The sequence below is a fragment of the Halomonas sp. 18071143 genome (genome assembly GCF_019211725.1).
GTDB classification, from domain to species: domain Bacteria; phylum Pseudomonadota; class Gammaproteobacteria; order Pseudomonadales; family Halomonadaceae; genus Vreelandella; species Vreelandella stevensii.
The window spans coordinates 3,199,193-3,219,514 of record NZ_CP078120.1 but is presented as its reverse complement, the minus strand read 5'-3'; the positions used below and the strand labels follow the sequence as shown (position 1 = coordinate 3,219,514).

The 20,322-nt window shown below is 61.2% G+C and carries 19 protein-coding genes and 1 pseudogene; 10 read left to right on the top strand and 10 right to left on the bottom strand.

Translation table 11 applies throughout. From position 1 onward, the window contains the following. Positions 1 to 32: 32 nt before the first annotated feature. Both KVY02_RS15130 and KVY02_RS15125 read right to left on the bottom strand, forming a co-directional pair. Positions 33 to 1,154, bottom strand: coding sequence for a branched-chain amino acid aminotransferase (locus tag KVY02_RS15130; RefSeq protein WP_081195163.1), 1,122 nt, complete (start codon positions 1,152 to 1,154; stop codon positions 33 to 35). A 151-nt stretch (positions 1,155 to 1,305) separates the two neighbouring features. Continuing rightward, a complete protein-coding gene (locus tag KVY02_RS15125) occupies positions 1,306 to 2,826 on the bottom strand; it encodes a leucyl aminopeptidase (protein ID WP_081195166.1) in 1,521 nt (506 codons plus the stop codon). Positions 2,827 to 2,974: 148 nt separating this feature from the next. On the opposite strand from KVY02_RS15125, the gene lptF reads away from it, so the two are divergent. The 4 genes from lptF to KVY02_RS15105 all read left to right on the top strand — a co-directional run bounded on the left by lptF (position 2,975) and on the right by KVY02_RS15105 (position 6,028). Beyond that, positions 2,975 to 4,054, top strand: coding sequence for an LPS export ABC transporter permease LptF (gene lptF / locus KVY02_RS15120; protein ID WP_026001840.1), 1,080 nt, complete (start codon positions 2,975 to 2,977; stop codon positions 4,052 to 4,054). Further along, the gene (gene lptG, locus KVY02_RS15115; RefSeq protein WP_016914998.1) at positions 4,054 to 5,133 is read left to right on the top strand and encodes an LPS export ABC transporter permease LptG; all 1,080 of its coding nucleotides are present in this window, start codon (positions 4,054 to 4,056) and stop codon (positions 5,131 to 5,133) included. Before lptF ends, lptG begins: the two co-directional genes overlap by 1 nt. Before the next feature lie 25 nt (positions 5,134 to 5,158). Beyond that, complete coding sequence (locus KVY02_RS15110; RefSeq protein ID WP_218313853.1) at positions 5,159 to 5,644, top strand: RDD family protein; 486 nt, start codon at positions 5,159 to 5,161, stop codon at positions 5,642 to 5,644. A gap of 177 nt (positions 5,645 to 5,821) precedes the next feature. Continuing rightward, positions 5,822 to 6,028 (top strand): (2Fe-2S)-binding protein, encoded by a 207-nt coding sequence (locus KVY02_RS15105; protein WP_016914996.1) that lies wholly within the window; start codon positions 5,822 to 5,824, stop codon positions 6,026 to 6,028. Positions 6,029 to 6,198: 170 nt separating this feature from the next. Here the strand turns inward: KVY02_RS15105 and tnpA are convergent. After that, positions 6,199 to 6,616: pseudogene (tnpA, locus tag KVY02_RS15100) on the bottom strand (IS200/IS605 family transposase). Between the two features lie 484 nt (positions 6,617 to 7,100). Between tnpA and KVY02_RS18585 the strand changes: the two are divergent. Together KVY02_RS18585 and bfr are read left to right on the top strand one after the other, a co-directional pair. Beyond that, on the top strand, positions 7,101 to 7,697 hold the full coding sequence (locus tag KVY02_RS18585; protein WP_371317385.1) for an RNA-guided endonuclease InsQ/TnpB family protein: 597 nt from the start codon (positions 7,101 to 7,103) through the stop codon (positions 7,695 to 7,697). A gap of 82 nt (positions 7,698 to 7,779) precedes the next feature. Then, entirely contained in the window at positions 7,780 to 8,265 is a 486-nt protein-coding gene (gene bfr, locus KVY02_RS15090; RefSeq protein WP_016914994.1) for a bacterioferritin, read from the top strand. Between the two features lie 767 nt (positions 8,266 to 9,032). Here the strand turns inward: bfr and KVY02_RS15085 are convergent. From KVY02_RS15085 to KVY02_RS15060, 6 genes are all read right to left on the bottom strand, one after another. Next, positions 9,033 to 10,505, bottom strand: coding sequence for a carbon starvation CstA family protein (locus KVY02_RS15085; RefSeq protein WP_081136665.1), 1,473 nt, complete (start codon positions 10,503 to 10,505; stop codon positions 9,033 to 9,035). A 135-nt stretch (positions 10,506 to 10,640) separates the two neighbouring features. After that, positions 10,641 to 11,183, bottom strand: a complete 543-nt coding sequence (sodC, locus tag KVY02_RS15080; protein WP_100731899.1) for a superoxide dismutase family protein — start codon at positions 11,181 to 11,183, stop codon at positions 10,641 to 10,643. Positions 11,184 to 11,267: 84 nt separating this feature from the next. After that, on the bottom strand, positions 11,268 to 12,689 hold the full coding sequence (locus KVY02_RS15075; protein WP_218313851.1) for an ABC transporter ATP-binding protein: 1,422 nt from the start codon (positions 12,687 to 12,689) through the stop codon (positions 11,268 to 11,270). After that, positions 12,686 to 13,528: an ABC transporter permease gene (locus KVY02_RS15070; RefSeq protein WP_218313850.1), complete on the bottom strand. Its 843-nt coding sequence runs from the start codon at positions 13,526 to 13,528 to the stop codon at positions 12,686 to 12,688. Before KVY02_RS15070 ends, KVY02_RS15075 begins: the two co-directional genes overlap by 4 nt. Then, a complete protein-coding gene (locus tag KVY02_RS15065; RefSeq protein ID WP_218313849.1) occupies positions 13,525 to 14,460 on the bottom strand; it encodes an ABC transporter permease in 936 nt (311 codons plus the stop codon). Before KVY02_RS15065 ends, KVY02_RS15070 begins: the two co-directional genes overlap by 4 nt. Before the next feature lie 20 nt (positions 14,461 to 14,480). Next, on the bottom strand, positions 14,481 to 15,761 hold the full coding sequence (locus tag KVY02_RS15060; RefSeq protein WP_218313848.1) for an ABC transporter substrate-binding protein: 1,281 nt from the start codon (positions 15,759 to 15,761) through the stop codon (positions 14,481 to 14,483). Between the two features lie 180 nt (positions 15,762 to 15,941). On the opposite strand from KVY02_RS15060, the gene KVY02_RS15055 reads away from it, so the two are divergent. The 3 genes from KVY02_RS15055 to KVY02_RS15045 are packed head-to-tail and all read left to right on the top strand — an operon-like array spanning position 15,942 to position 17,787. Then, positions 15,942 to 16,715: a pseudouridine synthase gene (locus KVY02_RS15055; RefSeq protein ID WP_016914986.1), complete on the top strand. Its 774-nt coding sequence runs from the start codon at positions 15,942 to 15,944 to the stop codon at positions 16,713 to 16,715. Between the two features lie 8 nt (positions 16,716 to 16,723). Further along, positions 16,724 to 17,572, top strand: coding sequence for a tRNA cyclic N6-threonylcarbamoyladenosine(37) synthase TcdA (gene tcdA, locus KVY02_RS15050; protein ID WP_218313847.1), 849 nt, complete (start codon positions 16,724 to 16,726; stop codon positions 17,570 to 17,572). Continuing rightward, positions 17,569 to 17,787 (top strand): DUF1653 domain-containing protein, encoded by a 219-nt coding sequence (locus KVY02_RS15045; RefSeq protein WP_039180446.1) that lies wholly within the window; start codon positions 17,569 to 17,571, stop codon positions 17,785 to 17,787. Before tcdA ends, KVY02_RS15045 begins: the two co-directional genes overlap by 4 nt. Before the next feature lie 60 nt (positions 17,788 to 17,847). On the opposite strand, the gene chrA is transcribed toward KVY02_RS15045, so the two are convergent. Continuing rightward, on the bottom strand, positions 17,848 to 19,224 hold the full coding sequence (gene chrA, locus KVY02_RS15040; protein WP_218313846.1) for a chromate efflux transporter: 1,377 nt from the start codon (positions 19,222 to 19,224) through the stop codon (positions 17,848 to 17,850). Positions 19,225 to 19,302: 78 nt separating this feature from the next. Here chrA and KVY02_RS15035 point away from each other — a divergent pair, with 78 nt between their 5' ends. Next, positions 19,303 to 20,265, top strand: a complete 963-nt coding sequence (locus KVY02_RS15035) for a chromate resistance protein ChrB domain-containing protein (protein ID WP_218313845.1) — start codon at positions 19,303 to 19,305, stop codon at positions 20,263 to 20,265. The last annotated feature ends 57 nt before the right edge of the window (positions 20,266 to 20,322 follow it).

Below are 20,322 nucleotides of genomic sequence, written 5' to 3'. Positions count from 1 at the left end.
AGCAGCGGCCGGGGGGGCAAAGCCCGGTGTGATTAGACCAGGCGGGTCAGCCAGCCGTACTTGTCTTCGCTGCGGCCATACTGAAGGTCGAGCAGCGTCTTGCGGATGCGCTTGGCTACTTCGTTGTTGCCGTCACCCTGCAGGCGGATGCGCTCGTTTTCGGTCACCAGTTCCCCCACTGGCGTGATCACGGCGGCGGTGCCACAGGCAAAGACTTCGGTGATCTCGCCGGAGGCCGCGCCTTCGCGCCATTCGTCGATGCTGATGGCGCGCTCTTCGGGCGTCAGGCCCGCATCCTTGGCCAGGGTCAGGATCGAGTTGCGGGTCACGCCTTCGAGAATGGTGTCGGTCAGGCGCGGTGTGACGATGCGGCCATCCTTGTAAACGAAGAACAGGTTCATGCCGCCCAGCTCTTCGATCCACTTGTTCTCGGCCGCATCCAGAAACGCCACCTGGCTACAGCCATTGGCAGCCGCTTCTTTTTGAGCTGCCAGGGAGGCCGCGTAGTTGCCGCCACACTTGGCAAAGCCGGTGCCGCCGGGGGCCGCGCGCTTGTAGTGGGAAGAGAGCCAGATGGAGACCGGCTCGATGCCGCCTTTGAAGTAGGCCGCCGCGGGCGACGCAATCACGTAGTAATCGACTTCGTGGGCCGGACGCACGCCCAGAAACGCTTCCGAAGCGATCATGAACGGACGCAGGTAGAGGCTGCACTCGTCGGCGTCGTTGGCGGGGGTGGGCACCCAGACGTGATCCTGGGCCAGCAGCGCTTTCAGCGAGCCGAGGAAGTCTTCATCGGAGAGTTCCGGCAGGGCCAGGCGGCGAGCACTGCGGCGGAAACGCTCGGCGTTCTTCTCGGGACGGAAGGTCCACACCGAGCCATCCGCGTGACGGTACGCCTTGATGCCTTCGAAGATTTCCTGGCCGTAGTGCAGCACCGAGGCGGCAGGGTCCAGGGTCAGCGGACCGTAGGGGCGCACTTGATGGCCGTGCCAGTCGGCATCGATGGTCCAGCGTACGTGGGCCATGTGGTCGGTGAAGTACTTACCGAATCCTGGGTTTTGCAGAATATTGTCACGAATCGCATCGGCTACCGGCTGGTTGGAGGGCAGCGTTTCAAAACGTGAGTCGAACTGAGCATCTGAAGCTGTGGGCACGGCGTGTTCTCTCCGCTAGAGCCAGGCCCCGAAGGGCGTAAAAGCGTTGTATGGGGTATCGCGTGTGCCGAGGTAGCCCCGGCACACGCTTATGCTGTCAGGTTTAACGGTTGCGCTACGGAAAGGCAACCATTGTTGGCCTGTTTTGGCGTCAGTCGCCGCTGTTTTCCACTTGGGCGTCGGCTTCACGGTCCAGCAGGTATTGGGTCAGCAGACCCACTGGGCGACCCGTGGCGCCTTTCTGCTTGCCGGAGTGCCAGGCTGTGCCCGCGATGTCCAGGTGCGCCCAGGGGAAGTGGTCGGCGAAGCGCGACAGGAAGCAGGCCGCCGTGATGGTGCCTGCTGGGCGGCCACCAATGTTGGCCAGGTCGGCAAAGTTGGAGTCCAGCTGCTCCTGGTACTCGTCCCACAGCGGCAGGTGCCAGGCGCGGTCCCAGGCGGTTTCCCCGGCGTCCAGCAGGTCGAGGGCCAGGTCGTCGTCATTGGCCAGCAGGCCGGTGGCGTGATGGCCCAAGGCAACGATGCAGGCACCGGTCAGCGTGGCGATATCCACGACGCTGGCCGGCGTGAAGCGCTCGGCGTAGGTGAGTGCATCGCACAGCACCAGACGGCCCTCGGCATCGGTGTTGAGCACTTCGACGCTCAAGCCCTTCAGGGTCTTGATGATATCGCCCGGCTTGGTGGCAGCGCCGTCGGGCATGTTCTCGGCCGCAGCGACGATGAACACCACATTGAGTTTGGGCCTGATGGCCAGCACGGCCTTGACGGTGCCGAACACGCTGGCGGCGCCGCCCATGTCGAACTTCATCTCGTCCATGCCTTCGCCGGGCTTGAGCGAGATGCCGCCGGTATCGAAGGTAATGCCTTTACCGATCAGCACGTGGGGCGCTTCGTCGGCATCCTCGGCGCCTTGATACTTCATCACGATCAGGCGCGAGGGTTCGCGGCTGCCGCGACCCACGGAAAGTAGCGAGTGAGCGCCCAGCGCTTCCAGCGCTTCCTCGTCCAGGATGTCGACGGCCAGCGCACCTTGTGACTCGCGACCCAGCGCTTCGGCCTGTTCGGCCAGGTAGCGGGGCGTGCAGACGTTGCCGGGCAGGTTGCCCAGGGTGCGAGTGACGTTGATGCCTTGCCCAATCGCGCAGCCCAACGCGGCGCCTTGTTTGGCCAGCAGGCCTTCGGCGGCGTCCGTCACGATCAGGTGAAGCTTGGCCAGGGTAGGTGGTTTGGCGGGCGCGAACTTGAAGTGATCGAAGCGGTAGAGGGCACGCTCGGCAGCTTCGAGGGTCTTGCGCGCTTTCCAGCTGGCATCGCGGCCTTCCAGCGGCACGTCGGTGAAGGTGGCGCTGGCTTCATCGATGGGGAGCTTGACCAGCGCTGTCATGGCCGCGTCCAGTGCCTTGAGGAAAGCGGCTTCCTGGCATTTGCCGCGCTCTCCCAGCCCAACCAGCAGCAGGCGCTCGGCGCCCAGCCCTGGTGCAAAGGGAATCATCTGCACATTGCCCAGGGCGGCGTCGAAGTCACCGCGGCTCAGCAGTTGGCCGATCAGCCGCTCGCTGGCATCGTCGAGTTTGGCGACAGCGGGGAGTAAGTCGCTATCCTTGTAGACAGGCAGAACGAGACAAGCCGTTTCGGCTTTGGCTGGGTTTGCGGTCTGAACGGAAAATTCCATGACGTCTCCAACAAGACAAGCAACGAGTGATTCGGGATAATGCCCCGTCATTTACGACCAGTGTGATCAGTGTATCCAATTCGATGAATAGTGTACCCAAGCCACGGGCGCATTGCATGGCAACCTGTACCGCTAGCCGGAGAGTACGTTGATATTATTTCGGTACTTAACTCGTGAAGTATTACTGACCATGTCTGCGGTGGCAGGCATTCTGCTGCTGGTGATCATGGGTAGCCGGTTCATCCGCTATTTCTCGGATGCGGCCGAGGGCGATTTTCCCGTGACGATTCTGGGCAGCCTGATGGTGTTCCATTTGCCCGGGTTTATGGAGCTGATTCTGCCGCTGTCGTTTTTCCTCGGCATTCTGCTGGCGTATGGCCAGCTCTACATGAACAGTGAAATCACCGTCATGGTGGCCTGTGGCATGAGCCCGACCCGGCTGCTGCGGGTGACGCTGCTGCCCGCCTCCGTGGTGGCCGTGCTGGTGGGGCTGTGTAGCCTGTGGCTGACGCCTACCGGGGCCTTGCAAACCGCAACCACGCTGGAAGAGCAGCGCAGCCGCCTGGACGTCTCGGTACTGGCCCCCGGACGTTTTCAGGATTTTGGCGGCGGGCGTACCGCGTACATCACCGATTTCAGCAGCGATGGCCGACAGATGCAGGAAGTGCTGGTGCACGAACAGGCGCGGCAGGGGGCCGAACAGCCGCACAGCTACGTGACCCGGGCCGGGTCGGGCTACCAGGAAACCAGCGTCGAGACCGGCAGTCGCTTCCTGGTGCTGGAAAACGGTGAACGCTACGGCGTCACCCCAGGCCTTCTGAATGCCGAACGTCTGACCTTCGAGCGCTATACCCTGCGGCTGGGTTTGAGCCGAGACCGTCAGGAGCTGGATTCTCTTGAGTATGCCAGTACCCTTGAGCTGTGGAACGACGCAAGCCCCCGCGCCCAGGCGCAGTTTCAGTGGCGGGTAGGCCTGCCGCTGATGGTCTTCGTGCTGGCCCTGCTGGCACAGCCGCTTTCTCGGGTGAACCCGCGCCAGGGGCGATTTGCCAAGCTGCTGCCTGCAGTGTTTCTGTATGTCGCGTATCTTAGCCTGTTGCTGGCAGCGGTGGATGCCATTGGCGGCGGCTCGCTGCCTGCGGCTATCGGCGTGTGGCCGGTGCATGGCCTGTTCCTGGCCTTGGGCTGTTTGCTGCTATGGCACTCGCAACGGAAAGGAATGCGCTAATGCTGAATGGGTTGATGGGGGCTGACCGACTGGATCGCTATATTGCCCGCAACGTGCTGGCGGCCATTATCGTCGTGCAGTGTGTCTTGCTGGGGCTGGATATCACGATTGCCTACATCGGTGACTTGAGCGACACCCAGGGCGACTACACTGCTCTGGATGTGCTGTTATACCTGATCATGCGCCTGCCCTGGCGGTTCTATCAGTATGCGCCGGTAGCGGTGCTGATTGGCGCGCTGATTGGCCTGGGGAGTATGGCCTCCAGTAACGAGCTGACCGTAATGCGGGCGGCGGGCCGCTCGCTGGTGCGTATCGTATGGGGCGTCATGAAGCCGGTGCTGCTGGTCGTCGTCGTCGTGCTGCTGGTGGCCGAGTTCGTGACCCCGCGCACCGAACAGTACGCCGAAGCCTGGCGGCTGGAGCAGCGCCAGGGCGAAGGCGCGATGCTGACCAGTCGCAGCGGCTGGCAGTTCGAAGGTGACAGCGTCTACCGTTTTGGCGCCATCCGTGCCGACAACGTGGTGCTGGATTTGACCCGTTACCGCTTCGACGAGCGGCGGCTGGTGGAGGCGACCCATGCGCAGCGCGCGCACTGGGAAGAGGGTGCCTGGGTGCTGGAAGAGGTCACCACGACCCGGATATACGATGCGCGGACCGAATCGGATTACCAGCCAACGACTGCCTGGGACACGAACCTGACGCCGACGCAGCTGGAACGCTTGCTGCGCGATATCCAGAGCCAGGCACCCAGCGAACTCTGGGCCTATGCCCAATTCCTCAAGAGCCAGGGGCTTCAGGCCGACCAGCCGCTGCTCTACTTCTGGCAGAAGGTGCTGCTGCCGCTCACCATGGGCTCGCTGGTACTGATTGCGGCGTCCTTCGTGTTTGGCCCGCTGCGTACCGTGGCGGCAGGGACGCGGGTCTTCTATGGCGTGGTCACCGGCCTGCTGTTCAAGTACGTACAGGACCTGCTGGCCCCGGCCTCCACGCTGTTCGGGTTTTCGCCGGTCTGGGCTGTTCTAGTGCCCACCCTGGCCTGTGCGGCGGTGGGCATCTACTTCCTGCGCCGCAACGGTTGAGCGGGGTATACGCATTGAAAAGAGGATGGAAAGAGTGACCCATACAAGACGCTTCACCCAGTTAGACAGCGTGTGGCCTGCGGGGCTGGGACGCCGTCTGGGCGCCATGATTTACGACGGTTTTCTGGTGCTGGCCATCTGGATTGCGGCCACCGTTGCCCATCTGGCGTTCTTTCGTTTCGTGCTGGGCCAGACGGCGGATGAAATCGGCACGACGGCGCTGGACATCTGGAGCTTACGGCTGATACTGGTGTTCTTCGTGACGCTGTTTTTCGTCTATGCCTGGCGACGTGGCGGCATGACGCTGGGGATGCAGGCCTGGCGGCTTCGCGTGCAAACGCTGGACGGGCACGCCATCTCCTTGCAGCAGAGCCTGATTCGCTGTGCGGTGGCCTGGGTGTCGCTGGCCGCCCTGGGGCTGGGCTACTGGTGGGTGCTGTTCGACCGGCAGAGCAGAAGCTGGCCCGACATCGTATCGCGCACGGAAACCGTGGTGCTGCCCAAGAAGTGATAAAAATAATGAAAAAATTCGAGCGACGAAAAGGATGAAAAATAGCTTTTCGTCAATCGGTTAGCTATCCATTAGCAGAGCCTCAAGAAGAATCGCTACTAAAGAGTAGTGTTTTCTACTTGAAAAGATGTATGCGAATCATTTACATTCATCTCATGTCTTGTATGAGGTGGCGCTATGTACGTATGCGTGTGCAAAGGAGTAACCGACCATCAGATTCGTCAGCAAGTGAGCGACGGAGCGCGCAGCTGGCGAGAAGTGCGTGAAGCTACCGGCTGTGGCACGCAGTGCGGCAAATGCGCCTGCTATGCCAAGTCGCTGACCCGTGAAGCGGTTCAGGTGGCGCGGGCCGAAGCCGACATGAGTCTCGCTTACGCCGTATGACGCGAATCACTCTTGTTAGGCTTATCGTTAGCAAATAATTGATTTATTTGAAATTTTTGTTTTCCCGTCTATACTCCCGACAACGTTGGGAGTAAGCCTTTTTATCGAACATCGCGAAAAACCTCGTACTTCTAGTGCGAGGATGGATAGCGAGGGGCGCGAGAGCGCCCCTAGCCCGGCCTCGATTGTTGCTCAATATACTGCTTGACCATGCTCAGGGGGGGCGCCTCCGACACTTCCCGCAAAGTAGCTTGGACTCCACAGCGAGTTCTTCCGGTAGGCGGGCTGCACCAGTTCAGGGTGTAGTAACTTCATCCGCCGGCTGGATACCCCCTTCAAACTATTCACCAGCCTGGATACCGCCACTTTGGGTGGAAAGTTGACAAGCAAATGGACGTGATCGGTTTCACCGTTGAACTCCTGTAGCTCCGCCTCGAAGTCCCGACACACTCGGTCGAAAAGCAATTCGAGGGAGTTGAGATGCGCGCCGGTGAACACCTTGCCCCGATACCTGGTGACAAATACCAAATGGGCATGGAGTTTAAAAACGCAGTGTCTTCCTGTTCTGATAGCTTGTTTGGTTTCCATGGACCAAGTATATTCGAAGCCATGAAGCAGACCAAGACCCTCAAGGTTCGAGTGAAGGACAAACACGCCGCCGAGCTTAACCGCATGGCCCGCAGCGTGAATTTTGTTTGGAACTACCTCAACGAACTGTCTTCCCGAGCCATTCGGGAGAAAGGTCTGTTTCTGTCTGCCTACGACATGCACCCCTATACCAAGGGTGCTGGCAAGGACCTCGGTCTGCACAGCCAAACGCTGCAATGCATCGCTGCTGAATACGTTGCCCGCCGCAAGCAGTTCAAAAAGCCCCGCTTGAATTGGCGCAAGTCCGGCGGTGTACGCCGCTCACTTGGCTGGATTCCGGTCAATACCGGCGCGGCCAAGTGGAAGAACGGGCAGGTATTTCACAACGGCACCTACTTCAAGGTGTGGGATAGCTACGGCCTGTCGACATACAAGTTCCGTGCCGGCAGTTTCAACGAAGATAGCCGGGGCCGGTGGTATTTCAATGTTGCGGTCGAGGTGGACGTGCAGCCGACGCTTGGGCAGGGCGCCGTTGGCATCGACCTTGGGCTCAAGGATGTGGCCACCTGTAGCGATGGAGGAAGGCTGGAAAACAGCCGCTTCTACCGCCGCATGGAAGACCAGTTGGCGACAGCAACGTGCCCGCAACAAGCGGCGGGTAAAAGCTATTCACGCCAAGATCAAGAACCGTCGCCAGGACGCGCAGCACAAGTTTTCCCGGAAACTCGTCAACCAGTACGGCGAAATCGTCGTGGGCGATGTTTCCTCAACCAGGCTCGCGAAGACCAGGATGGCCAAAAGCGTCTACGACGCTGGCTGGTCACAACTGAAAACGATGCTGGAATATAAATGCGCTCACGCAGGCATCGTCTTCAGGGTCGTTCGCGAAACCAACACCACCCGCGCCTGTTCGTCGTGCGGCTCGCTTAGCGGGCCGCAGGGCGTCAACGGGTTGCGAGTAAGGGTCTGGGAGTGCGTGGAGTGTGGTGTACTCCACGACCGGGACGTGAATGCGGCCCGGAATATCCTCAGCCTCGGGGCAGGACGTTGCCCTCAAGAAGTTGGAATCCCCGTCCTTTAGGGCGGGGAGGGCGTCAAGGCCTATACTCCTTGTTTGACGCAGCTGTAATCAACAGCACTATACTCTAAAAGAAGGTGACGGCATGAAAGGTGATCCGAAGGTCATTCAGCATCTCAACATCGCACTCGGCAACGAACTGGTCGCCATCAACCAGTACTTCCTGCACGCCAAGATGTACAAGGATTGGGGGTTGAAAACCCTGGCCAAGTGGGAGTACGACGAGTCCATCGAAGAGATGCAGCACGCTGACAAGCTGATCGAGCGCATCCTGTTCCTGGAAGGCATCCCCAACCTGCAAGACCTCGGCAAGCTGCACATCGGCGAGAACGTCAAGGAAATGCTGGAAGCCGATCTCAAGATCGAGCACGACGGCCGCAACGACTACATCGAAGCCATCACCTACTGCGAAAGCGTCAAGGATTACGTGACCCGTGACCTGCTGCGCGACCTGCTGGCCGATGAAGAGGGTCATATCGACCACATCGAAACGCAGCTGAAGCTGATCGAGCAGGTCGGTATTCAGAACTACCTGCAAAAGCACATGGCGTTGGCGACCGACGAAGAGTAACGCGTCAAGCCGGGCATGCACTGCATTGCCCCGCTAACCAAAACGGGCAGCCCCAAGGGGCTGCCCGTTTTTTATGGTGCGCCAGGCATGGCGCGCAGCGCCAATTAGGCGCTATCCGGTCCGCCGTGGTGGTTGGCCGGATGACTTGGGGGTGAAAGTCCCCTACGGACCCTGATAGCGGGAACCGTTAGCTGAACAGCAAGGGTGTTCGTCGTGAGGCGGAATCTGAAGGAAGCTGTAGGCAAACTCCTGGCCCGACGAACAGGAACCGCATATGAGGCAGCCACATCTGGGCGAGAGGGCCATGAAACTCGAAGCCCAATAGCTATCCAGAAGATGTGGAAGTAGATGCGGCGGGTAGATGGGAGGAAGGTCGCGCGTCTTACCCTGGGAGGCCTGTTCGCCTGCCACTGGCTACCGACACCGTGAGGTGTCGGGATGGGCGAACAGGAGTCAGCAGAGGCCATATTAGGCTCTCTAACCAAGAGCTGAAGGGCTGAACCTGTCACGAGTGGATAGTTGACCACTCTCTGATGTGTACGAGCAGAAGCCTCCCCGGAGGGCTCTCGATAACTGTATGGCGGGCCGGAAGCCCAAAGACTGTCGAAGCGCTCAGAGCACACAGGCGAGCGAATTCAGCGGAACGAAGCTCAGCCCGATAATGGGGGACAGGAACCGCCGTGGTACGGATCCGTTTGCCCGGTGGTGTGAGAGGACGGGGGAGGCGACTCCCCCTCCTACTCGATCGCTTCGGAATGGATGGCGGGTCACTGGCCCTGAGGCGCCAGTTGGCCAGTTGGGTTTGCAGGGGCCTCGAGAACGGGTTCATCGACGCTGAAGGTCGTCCGGCTCAGGCGACGTACCCGCTTCATGAACAGCGCGATGCACACCAGCGTACCGCACGCGGCAACCACGTAGCTGACCTGCAGCGGCAGGTTGAAGCCAATGGGGGCGTAGGCGAGGTAGGTGAACGTTGCCATGGTCATGAAGACCGCCGGGATGGAGGTGATCAGGTAGGGCTTGCGTGAGAGTACCAGGTACATCGTCGCAGTCCACAGGGCGATGACGGCGGTGGTCTGGTTGGCCCAGGAGAAGTAGCGCCACAGCAGCGTGAAGTCCATGTGGGTGAGCGCATAAGAGGCCACGAACAGCGGCAGCGCGATCATGATGCGCTTGGCGAGCGGTTTCTGGCCCACTTTCAGATAGTCGGCAATGATCATGCGCGCACTGCGGAAGGCGGTGTCACCGGACGTGATGGGCAGCACAATGACACCCAGTACCGCCAGCGTGCCACCGACGGCGCCCAGCATGGTGGTAGAGACTTCGCTGACCACGGCGGCCGGGCCACCGGACGCCAGCACGTCGGATAGGGTCTGGTCGCCGTAGAACAGGCTCATGGCGGCGGCGGCCCAGATCATGGCAATCACGCCTTCGGCAATCATCATGCCGTAGAAGATCTTGCGGCCATTGGTTTCGTTTTCAGTGGTTCGCGAGATGATCGGTGTCTGGGTGGCATGAAAGCCGGAAAGCGCACCACAGGAAATGGTCAGAAACAGCAGCGGGAAAATGGGCGCATTGTCCGGGTGCATGTTCTGGAAAGAGAGTTCGGGAATGGGCGCCCCAGTGACCACCAGGCCGATGCCGATACCGGCGGCACTGAACAGCAGCAGCGCTCCAAAGTAGGGGTAGATACGGCCAATCACCTTGTCGATGGGCAGCAGCGTGGCCACCAGGTAATAGGCAAAGATGACCAGGATGATCAGCGTGACCGAGAAAGAGGTCATGTTGGCCAGCAGGGCGGCTGGCGACGTCACGAACACCGTACCCACCAGCAACAGCAGCAAAATGGCAAAGCCGTTGACCACGTGCTTCATGGCTTTACCCAAGAACTTGCCTGCCAGTTGGGGCAAGTGCGCGCCGTGGTTACGAATCGAGATCATGCCGGTCAGGTAGTCGTGGACGGCACCGGCGAAAATACAGCCAATGACGATCCAGACGAACGCCACCGGGCCGTACAGCGCCCCCAGGATCGGGCCGAAAATGGGGCCTACACCCGCAATGTTAAGCAACTGAATCAAGGAGTTGCGCGTCGTATTCATCGGCACGTAGTCGATGTTATCGCGCATGCTGAAAGCGGGGGTCTGGCGCTTACGATCAGCGACAAACACGCGCTCGACGAACTTGCCGTAGGTAAAGTAACCCACGATCAGCAGTAGTATCGAGAGAATGAAGGTAATCATCTAAAGCACTCAACAGGTCAGGGGGAGTGCGTGGCCATTGACGGGCCACGCTTATTTAGCCGGAAGGAATGTACAGAGACCTGTCAGGTCATGCCTTACAACTTTAGTGGTTTACGACTTTAGTGGCTGACGATTTTAGTGGAGTGACGAGCTGATCACGCCACACGCCATGCGAGCACCGCCGCCGCCCAAGTGAGGTTCGTCATCGTAGGTGTCGCCGCCTTCATGAATGATCAGGCTGCGGCCCAGCACGTCTTCCATGCTCAGGCGCGGTGCCAGCACCGGCAGGTTGGCTTCCCCGTCCTCATTGACGGTCAGCACCGGCAAATCACCCAAGTGGCCATCGCCATAGGGGCCCTGGTGGGTGTCGGTCTCTTCGGGGTCGTAGTGGCCACCAGCCGCTTGCGCTGCGGTCATCTCACCATCTTCGTTTTCAGCCGGGTCGCAGCTGGCATTTTCATGCATGTGAAAGCCGTACACGCCTGGCTCCAGGTCACTCAAGGAGGGCGTGAAGAGCACGCCGTGATCGGTATGCTCGATGGCGATGGTACCAATCGACTCTTCGGTACCTTCAGCGCTCACCTTGTGTATCTCGACGTCCAATGCTTCATTGGCCTGTGCCGCGCCTGCCAACAGCAGGGCCGCAGCGATACCGGTCAGCGGTAATGAATAGCGCATGTGATGGCTCCTTTCCTTGTCCATGGAAGCCCTGGCACAGCGTGGCGTGCCAAGGGGTACCTTATCAAGGTAGTTGGCGAAGGGCTAACCCGCCAACGTCAGGGCCATCTGCCGGTCACACACTTTCTCGATCAAGGCCGGGTCATGGCTGACCAGCATCACCGCGCAGCCCTGCTCCCGGGCCAGCTCGATGAGCAGGCTGAGGGTGTGCTGCTGAGTGACGGGGTCGAGCCTGGACGTGGGTTCGTCGGCGAACAGGAAGCGTGGCTCGAGCAGCAGCACGCGCAGCATCGCGAAGCGCTGCAGTTCACCGCCGGAAATCTCCCCCGGCCGACGGGCCAGCAGGTGGTCGTCGAGCCCCAGGCGCTGCAGCAGCGGTGCTACCCGTGCCGGGTCGAAGCGGTGACGCCGCTGCAGGTCGGCCAGCAGCTGCGCCAGTGTCCAGTGGGGCGAAAAGGCGGCCGGAGGGTCCTGGTAGAGCTTCTGGCGGCCCAGTACGGGAATACTTTGATGGTAGTCGACGCGCCCCTGGTTGGGCCGCGTGACGCCCAGCAGAATATCGCCCAGCGTGCTCTTGCCGCAGCCGGAGGAGCCCACCACGCCGACGATTTCGCCGGGGCGCAGGCTGACCTCCAGCTGGGAGAAGAGCGCTCGACCGCCGCGCGTCATGGCAAGCCCCTGGGCGCTGACCACGGGGGCCTCGTCGTGGCCACGAAACGCGGGGGGATCGGGCCAGCGGCTGGGTTCGGCGGCCAGCAGGCGTTGGGCATACTCGGTATTCGGGTGGTTCAGCAGCACTTCGGCAGGACCGCGTTCAACCACCTGTCCCTTGCGCAGAATGATCACTTCGCCCCCCAGTCGCCGGGCGACTTCGATATCGTGTGTGATGGTCAGCAGGGCGCCGCCACGCTCGGGGGTGCTGGCCAGTAATTCGACCACGTCATCCCGGCGCGGGGCATCCAGCCCTTTGGTGGGCTCATCGGCAATCACCATGGCAGCCCCCGCAGCGCTGGCGGCCGCGAAGGCCACCCGCTGGGCCATGCCGCCGGAAAGCTCCCCCGGCAGTTTATGCAGCGCATGGGCAAGACCCAGGCGGCTCAACTCGGCCTTGGCGGCGGCTTGGGCGTCTGCTGCTGTCTTGCCAGCGACGAAACGATGGGTTTCTGCCACTTGTGGCAGGGCGCGCATGGTGGGGTCCAGCGCGTTCCAGGGCTCCTGGGGCAGCAGCGCCAGAGTGCGGCCCCACAGCGCCTGCCGGCTTTGCGGGGCGTTGGCAGGATAAGTCACACCGGCAATTTCCAGCGAACCTTGCGCCGCCAGACCCGGCGGTAGCGTGCCCATGATGGCCTGGGCAATCAGGCTCTTGCCCGAACCGGCTTCCCCCAGCAGGGTCAGACGCTGGCCAGCGGCCAGACGAAAGCTGATCGGGGCGATGGTGACGCCGTCGCCAGTGATCTCCAGATCACTGACATCCAGCAGTTGAGTGGTGAGCGTCATGGAGGTCATCGTGGGTCCTTCCCTGCCAGCAGGTTCAAGCTCAAGACCACCACGAACAGCACGAGAATCGGCTGTGCCATGGCCCAGGGGGCTTCGTGGTAGTAGGGCAACAGCTCGATCATCATCAAGCCCAGTTCCGCCGTGGGCGGCCGCAGGTCGACGCTGACAAAGCCCAGCGCGGCCATGGCGAGAATCGCGCTGGCGGCACCGAAGGCGGCCAGCGTGAACACCTGGGGCGCCAGCTCAGGCCATAAGTGGCGACGAAACAGCATCACCGGGCCAAAGCCCAGCAGTCGGCTGGCTTCGATCTGTGGTGAGGTGACCAGCGCTTGGGTGCGCGCTCGTACTACCCGGAAATACTCGATCCACAGCACCAGCGAGATCCCCACGTAGAGGGTCCAGAAGTTGCCGGGGGCGATGGCGGCCAGCAGCAGCACCAGCAACAGGCCCGGCAGCGCCAGGCAGGCATCGGACACGCTACCCAGCAGGCGGTCGGTCCAGCCGCCCCGCCAGCCCGCCACGACGCCCAGCAGCACGCCGGGAATGGCGGCGGTGGCTACGCTGAGCAGTGCCATGCCTAAGGAGAGCCGGATGGCGGCCGCCATACGCGCCAGCATGCTGCGGCCAAGGTGGTCGGTACCGAAAGGCTCGGCCAGCGAGGGTGCCTGCAGGATGCGGCTGAGCTGCTGGCGGGCGGGGTCGGCGTCGACCAGCCAGGGCACCAGCCAGGCAAACGCGAGCAGCAGGGCCAGCAGGCCCGCGCCCCACCATTGGCGCGCCGATAGCAGCGTCGTATGGCCATGCAGGGGGCGGGAGGTAGATAGCCGTGACGAGGTAGTGCCCATCATGCTTGGCGTCTCCGTGGGTCGAGTAGGTGGCAGGCGATATCCACCGCCGTATTCAGCAGCACGAACAGCAGGCCCATGACCAGCGCCGTGCCTTGAATCATCGGCACGTCTCGGGCCACGATGGCGTGCACCAGGGCGTGGCCGATACCGGGCCAGGCGAACAGGGTTTCGACCACCACGACACCTTCGATCAGGTAGACGAACTGGACGCCCAGATAGGCCACCACGGGCACCGATGCGTTGCGCAGACCGTGGCGCAGGAAGCTGCGCCGTGGCCCAAGGCCCTTGGTGTGAGAAAAGGCGTAGTAGGCCGACTGGGAAACCTCGGCCATGGCGTTGCGAGCCACGCGGCTGGAGACCGCCGCCAGGCCCAGCGCCAGCGTCAGGGCCGGTAGCACGGTATGCCGCGGCCCACCGTGGCCTGCCACCGGCAGCCAGCCCAGGGTGACGGCAAACAGCATGATCAGCAGCAGCCCGACGGCAAAGGCGGGCAGTGCGCGCAACACGCTGGCGGCGACTTCACTGGTGCGGTCCAGCAGGCCGCCGGGGCGGCGCCCGGCCGCCAGCCCCAGCGGGGGGCCAATCAGCAGCGAGAGCAACACCGCCACTACGGCCAGGCTCAAGGAGTGGCCCAACTGGTGGGAAAGCTCTTCCAGCACGGGCCGCCCGCTCACCAGCGAGCGGCCCAGATCGAACTGGACGAGATCCCAGAGCCAGCCCAGGTAGGCGCCCAGGCCCGACTGGTCCAGCGCCAGCTCGGCCCGCACGGCCTCGGCGGCGGCGCCATCCACCATGTCATGCCCATAGCGACCGGCGGCAATGCGGTAGGCCATATCGCCTGGCAGGGTGCGGGTAATGATGAACGTCAGCGTGCCCACCAGCCAGGCCACCAGCCCTGCCTGCAACAGCCGCGACCACAGTAGTCGGCCCAATCCATGGTTCCAGCGTGATATCACTCTGCCCACCCCATTTGGTCGATGCGGTAACTGCGCTCCAGCGGATCGATGGAGAACCCTTCCAAGGCGCTGTTGACCGCTGCAGTTTGCTGATACCAGGCCACGGGAATCAGCGGCATCTGCTGGTGAAGGCGCTCTGCGACCAGCGGTGCCAGGTCATCGAGGGTCTGCTCGTCGGTGGCTTGACGCAGCGCGTCCAGCCACTGAGCCACCTCTTCGTCACGCCAGTTCATGGTGCCCCAGTCGCCGCCCATCGAGTTGGCGTCACTGCCGATATCGTCCATCAGCGAGCCCAGCGGGTTGGGCACCAGACCGTAGTTGCGGCCTACCAGGCCGACTTCCAGGCTGTTGTCGTGGTGGCCGGAAGGGATCTCGCTGGCGTTACCCACGGCGACTTCCAGCGCGACACCAATATCGCGCCACTGATCCTGCAGGGCAGTGGCCACGACCGGAAGCTCGGGGCGATCCGCATAGGTGCGCAGGGTCAAGGCAAACGGCTGGCCATCGCGCTCCAGCATGCCATCACGCCCTGCTTCCCAGCCCAGTTCGGCCAGCAGCGCCTTGGCGGCCTCGATATCCTGGGCATCCGCAGGGTCAAGCCCCAGGTGCCAGGGGCCAAGGCTATCCGGGAAGAGTTCGGCGGCCGCGGCTTCCGGGGTGCGCAGCAGGCCCGCCGCAATGCCCTGCCGGTCGATGGCCATGCTCAGCGCCTGACGAGCGCGCGCATCTTCCAGCAGCGCATGGCCTGCATTCAGTTTCAGCATGATGGTGCGTGGCAGCGGCTCGGCGTGCAGCGCTAGCCGTGCGTTACGCGCCAGGCGTGCCTGGCTGGCGGGGTCCAGGGTGTACACGATATCGGCGTCACCGCTTTCGGCCATCAGGGCGCGGGTTTCGCCTCGGCTAACGGCCAGGTAGCTGGCGCTGGCAATGTTGGCGGGCTCTCCCCAGTAATCCTCGAACCGCGTGACGGTCATGCGCTGCGGGGGCGAGAGCGCTTCCACCTGATAAGGGCCGCTACCGATCATCGCCACGACGTCGCCATTATCGGCAAACGCCGCATCGGCAAGAATCAGCGTGGTGGAGTGTGCCAACAGGGCTGGCAGGGGCGAGAAGGGGCTTTTCAGCTCGATGACCACGGCACCCTGGTCGGCCCGCATCTGCTGAATCGGTGCGCTGTCGAGTATGCCCGGTTTGGCGCGGGCGACTTCCAGGCTGTGGAGCGCTGCCTCGGCGGTCACGGCGCTGCCGTCATGAAAGGTGGCTCCCTCCCGCAGCAAAGGCGCGCTTCATAAGAAACTCCTGATAGATTGGAAGAGTTATTTTATAACATATCAGAGTGGATATGAAAGTCATTCTCGTCTGTGCAACGGATGACATTCACCTCTGTAGCCGCGACAATAGCCCGTCGGGCATATCGCCATCCGGGTCGTCGTTTCATGCCGTTAGTAGGGAGTTCCATGCCGCCACTCAACATCCTCTATCAGGATGAGCACCTCGTTGCCGTGCATAAGCCTTCCGGGCTGCTGGTGCACCGCTCCGCCCTGGCGCGGGGAGAAACCGAATTTCTGCTCCAGCGCCTGCGCGACCAGCTGGGCAAGCGGGTATATCCCGTGCATCGGCTGGACCGCCCCACCTCCGGGGTCATGGTGCTGGGGCTCTCGTCGGAAGCGGCGGCGCTGCTGGCCGAAGCGTTCAGCGAACGCCAGGTGGAGAAGCGTTACCTGGCCGTGGTGCGTGGCAAGGCACCTGAGCAGGAGCGGCTGGACTACCCGCTCAGGGAGGAGGACGGCACCCGACCCAAGGCGGAAATGCCCGCCATGCCCGCGATGACCGACATTCGCCGCCTGGACAGCGTCGAGCTACCCGTGCAGGTAGACCGCTACCCGGTGGCGCGTTACTCGCTGGTGGAGGCACGCCCCCTGACCGGGCGACGCCACCAGATACGCCGCCACTTGTCCCGTCGCGGCTACCCGATCATCGGCGACGCCAAGCACGGCAAGAGTGTCCACAACCGCTTTTTTGCCGAACAGCTGGCAGCGCCACGCCTGCTGCTGGCGGCGACTTACCTGGCCTTCGATCATCCGCTGCTGGATAAGCGCATTCAGCTTGGCTGTGCCGTGGACGACACCATGAAGCACCTGTTCGAGCAGTTTGGCTGGCAGGGGCATTTACCCCTGGATAGCGTGCGAACGCCGCCCATTGCCAAGCCTTCTGTCCTGCAAGCCCTGTGAGTCAGCCCATGTCATTGAATGAATCCACGACCTCTTCCAGCGATTATGACTTCCGCTTTGGCGGTATTCGGCGCCTTTACGGCCAGCGTGCGGCGCAGGCATTCCGCCGTGCCCACGTGGTGGTCGTCGGGGTCGGTGGTGTGGGTAGCTGGACGGTCGAGGCGCTAGCCCGCTCAGGCATCGGCAAGCTCACGCTGATCGATCTGGACGACGTGTGCGTCTCCAATGTCAACCGCCAGCTTCACGCGCTGGAGGGCACGATTGGCCAGCCCAAAGTAGACGTACTGGCCCAGCGCTGCCGCCTGATTGCCCCCGAGATCGAAATCATCGCGGATACCGCCTTCGTCACGCCCACCAATCTGGCCGAACGCATTCCCGACGACGCCGACCACGTGGTGGATGCCATCGACAGCGTCATCGCCAAGGCCGCGCTGATTGCCTGGTGCAAGCGGCGCAAGATCCCGATTACCGTCACCGGTGCGGCAGGCGGGCAGACCGACCCCACGCGCATTCAAGTGGCGGATTTGACCCGCACCGAGCACGACCCGCTGCTTTCCAAAGTGCGCTCAAGATTGCGCCGGGATTACGGTTTCTCCCGCAACCCCAAGCGGCGCTTCTCGGTGGAGTGCGTCTACTCCGACGAGCAGTTGATCTACCCCAGTGCCGACGGCGAAGTGTGCCTGCAAAAGCCCGGCAGCAACGAGGCTACACGGCTGGACTGCGCTTCCGGCTTTGGCGCGGCGACGTTTCTGACCGGCACCTTTGGCTTCGTGGCCGCCTCCAAAGTGCTGGAGCGGCTGGCCAAAAAAGCGCAGCAGCCCGCCGCCACACACACAACCGAAGAGGAAAGCGAATGACCACCCCCACCCCTGGCATTTACCGCCACTACAAAGGCAACCTTTACGAAGTGATGGGCACCGCCCAGCACAGCGAAAGCGAAGAACCGCTGGTGGTCTACCGCGCCCTCTACGGCGACTACGGCCTTTGGGTGCGTCCGCTGGCGATGTTTACCGAAAGCGTTACCAAAGAGGGCCACACCCAGCCGCGCTTTGCGTTAGAGAAGGCGTTTTAGGAGCTGGCTCAAGTAACACACCATCGCACAATGAGTGAGTGATGGTGTATCTCTGATCGTTTAAAAGCCTGCTAAAGATGTCAAAACACCAAAAATAGCGCAGCTAGCCAGCACTGTGAGCATGCCTACGTTGAAACGAAAAATTGCGATCATGGCGCTTGCCGACAGCAATAGCGCCAACAGGTTCAGAGTGGCTACGTCAGGTATCAGCAAACGAGCGCCCATGATGTGCCATTCACCTACGTCAGCGAAGATGACGTGAAGCCCGAACCAGATGGCCAGGTTGAGAATTACCCCGACGACTGCAGCGGTAATGGCGGACAGCGCAGCGCTCAGGGCGCGATTGTCGCGTAGGCGCTCTACATGGGGAGCGCCCAGAAATATCCAGAGAAAACAGGGAACGAACGTTACCCAAGTGGTCAGCAATGCCGCCAGCATTGCCGCTACCATGGGATCAAGGCCTGTGGCCTCACGAAAAGCGCCCATAAATCCGACAAACTGCACGACTTGAATCAGTGGGCCTGGGGTTGTTTCCGCCATGCCCAGGCCATCCAGCATTTCACCCGGCGCTAACCACCCGTAATGTTGCACCGCTTCTTGAGTGACGTAGCCCAGTACCGCGTAAGCGCCGCCAAACGTCACTACCGCCATTTTACTGAAGAAGAGCGCAATCTGGCTGAATACATTGTCGCTACCGAATAGAGCCAGGAGCAGTACTACGGGGGTCAGCCATAACAGGAGCAACGTACCTGACATGCGCAGAGACCATTGGCGACTGGGGCGTGCATGTGCAGGCAGCCCTTCGCCAAGTAGAGAATCCCGGTCGCTCAGTACCGAGGCGTCGGCATTGCCATGGCCGCCTCCTGCTTGAAAGGCCGCGATGCCATGTTTTCCTCCCCAATAACCGAGTAGAGCGGCGCTCAGAATGATCAGTGGGAATGCCACCTCGAAAAAGAAGATGGCAATAAACGCGGCCGCAGCAAGGCTGAGCATGACCCGGTTTTTCAAGGCTCGCTTACCGATGCGCACGACGGCATTGAGTACGACGGCCAGCACGGCGGCCTTGAGCCCAAAGAAGAGCCCTTCAACGGCACCCACGTTGCCCAAGGTGGCATAAAGGTAGCTCAAGGCAAGAATAGCGATGAAGCCAGGCAACACAAAAAGACTGCCCGCGACCAAGCCGCCTTTGGTGCGATGCATCAGCCACCCGATATAAATAGCCAGCTGTTGCGCTTCTGGTCCCGGAAGCATCATGCAATAGTTCAGTGCGTGAAGAAAACGGCGCTCTCCAATCCATTTTTTTTCTTCAACAAGAATGCGATGCATCACCGCTATTTGCCCTGCGGGGCCACCAAAGCTCAATAGCGCTATTCTCAACCATACTTTGACGGCCTCGCGAAATGGGACGTGGTGGGGCGACTCATTGATGGGATGCATGGAACACTCTTTGGTGAAGTGAGGGGGTTTTTGTAAAATGTATAACAAGTTAGTCATACGTACAACGAAGGAGCTGGTATGGCTGATCATGCACAGCGTTGGTTAATACTGATCATGCGTCTTGCGGGACGGGCGGGTACCCCACGGATGAGGATTTGGCGGGCACTGCGTGGTTTGGGTGCTGCGGTGCTCAGAGATGGCGTGTATCTGCTGCCTGCCAGCCACTCGCGCAGGAAAGCGCTGGAGGAGCAAATGGTCGCTGTTCGGGAATTGAAAGGAAACGCACTGCTAATCGAAGTGGCCGAATCCGCCATCGATAGTGCTGATGTGCTGGCTTCACTTTTTGATCGCACATCAGATTTTCAAGCGTTGCAGGCGGATGTACTCGTCTGGCAGCAAGCATGTTCTCAATTGGAGGCGCGAGAAGCACAGCGCCAACTGACCCAGTTGCAACGCCGTTTACATAGTATTGTGGAGATCGACTTTTTTCCTGGACCAGAAGGCGAACAAACTGTCCAGGAATTGGCAAACGCTGAGACCCTCTTCAATCGCTGTTTTGTACCAGACGAGCCACGGTCAATTCAGGCCGACATCCCTCGGCTTGAGCGTGCCAAATTTTGCGCCAAAGTGTGGGCAACGCGTCGTCGCCCTTGGGTGGATAGGCTCGCTTCTGCCTGGCTGATACGGCGTTTCATCGATCCAGAGGCCCACTTTGTCTGGCTTGCACATCCAAGCCAATGCCCAGTCGGTGCGCTTGGGTTTGACTTTGATGGCGCAGATTTCACTCATGTTGGTGAAAAGGTGACCTTTGAAGTACTGATCGCAAGCTTTGGCCTTGAGCAAGATATGGGTTTGCAAAGGATGGCAGCGCTTGTTCACTATCTGGATGTAGGTGGCGCACCTGTCGCAGAGGCTGTGGGATTAAAGCTTATGCTAGCCGGGGCCAGGGAGCGCTGTGACAACGATGATGTCTTGCTGCAGCACACAGATAGCTTGTTTGACGACCTCTATCAGGGGTATTTGGCGGGGAGTGCAGGTTAAATTAACGTTGGCTGCCCAATGGCAATGGGTGTGCCTTTTGCTGGATATTGCGAGTGG

Bases quoted from the DNA above. Each gene is read 5' to 3' on its own strand.
- KVY02_RS15125 (WP_081195166.1), bottom strand. From the start codon at position 2,826: ATGGAATTTTCCGTTCAGACCGCAAACCCAGCCAAAGCCGAAACGGCT.
- lptG (WP_016914998.1), top strand. From the start codon at position 4,054: ATGCTGAATGGGTTGATGGGGGCTGACCGACTGGATCGCTATATTGCC.
- KVY02_RS15110 (WP_218313853.1), top strand. From the start codon at position 5,159: ATGGAAAGAGTGACCCATACAAGACGCTTCACCCAGTTAGACAGCGTG.
- KVY02_RS15105 (WP_016914996.1), top strand. From the start codon at position 5,822: ATGTACGTATGCGTGTGCAAAGGAGTAACCGACCATCAGATTCGTCAG.
- KVY02_RS18585 (WP_371317385.1), top strand. From the start codon at position 7,101: ATGTTGCGGTCGAGGTGGACGTGCAGCCGACGCTTGGGCAGGGCGCCG.
- bfr (WP_016914994.1), top strand. From the start codon at position 7,780: ATGAAAGGTGATCCGAAGGTCATTCAGCATCTCAACATCGCACTCGGC.
- KVY02_RS15085 (WP_081136665.1), bottom strand. From the start codon at position 10,505: ATGATTACCTTCATTCTCTCGATACTACTGCTGATCGTGGGTTACTTT.
- sodC (WP_100731899.1), bottom strand. From the start codon at position 11,183: ATGCGCTATTCATTACCGCTGACCGGTATCGCTGCGGCCCTGCTGTTG.
- KVY02_RS15075 (WP_218313851.1), bottom strand. From the start codon at position 12,689: ATGACCTCCATGACGCTCACCACTCAACTGCTGGATGTCAGTGATCTG.
- KVY02_RS15070 (WP_218313850.1), bottom strand. From the start codon at position 13,528: ATGATGGGCACTACCTCGTCACGGCTATCTACCTCCCGCCCCCTGCAT.
- KVY02_RS15055 (WP_016914986.1), top strand. From the start codon at position 15,942: ATGCCGCCACTCAACATCCTCTATCAGGATGAGCACCTCGTTGCCGTG.
- tcdA (WP_218313847.1), top strand. From the start codon at position 16,724: ATGTCATTGAATGAATCCACGACCTCTTCCAGCGATTATGACTTCCGC.
- KVY02_RS15045 (WP_039180446.1), top strand. From the start codon at position 17,569: ATGACCACCCCCACCCCTGGCATTTACCGCCACTACAAAGGCAACCTT.
- chrA (WP_218313846.1), bottom strand. From the start codon at position 19,224: ATGCATCCCATCAATGAGTCGCCCCACCACGTCCCATTTCGCGAGGCC.
- KVY02_RS15035 (WP_218313845.1), top strand. From the start codon at position 19,303: ATGGCTGATCATGCACAGCGTTGGTTAATACTGATCATGCGTCTTGCG.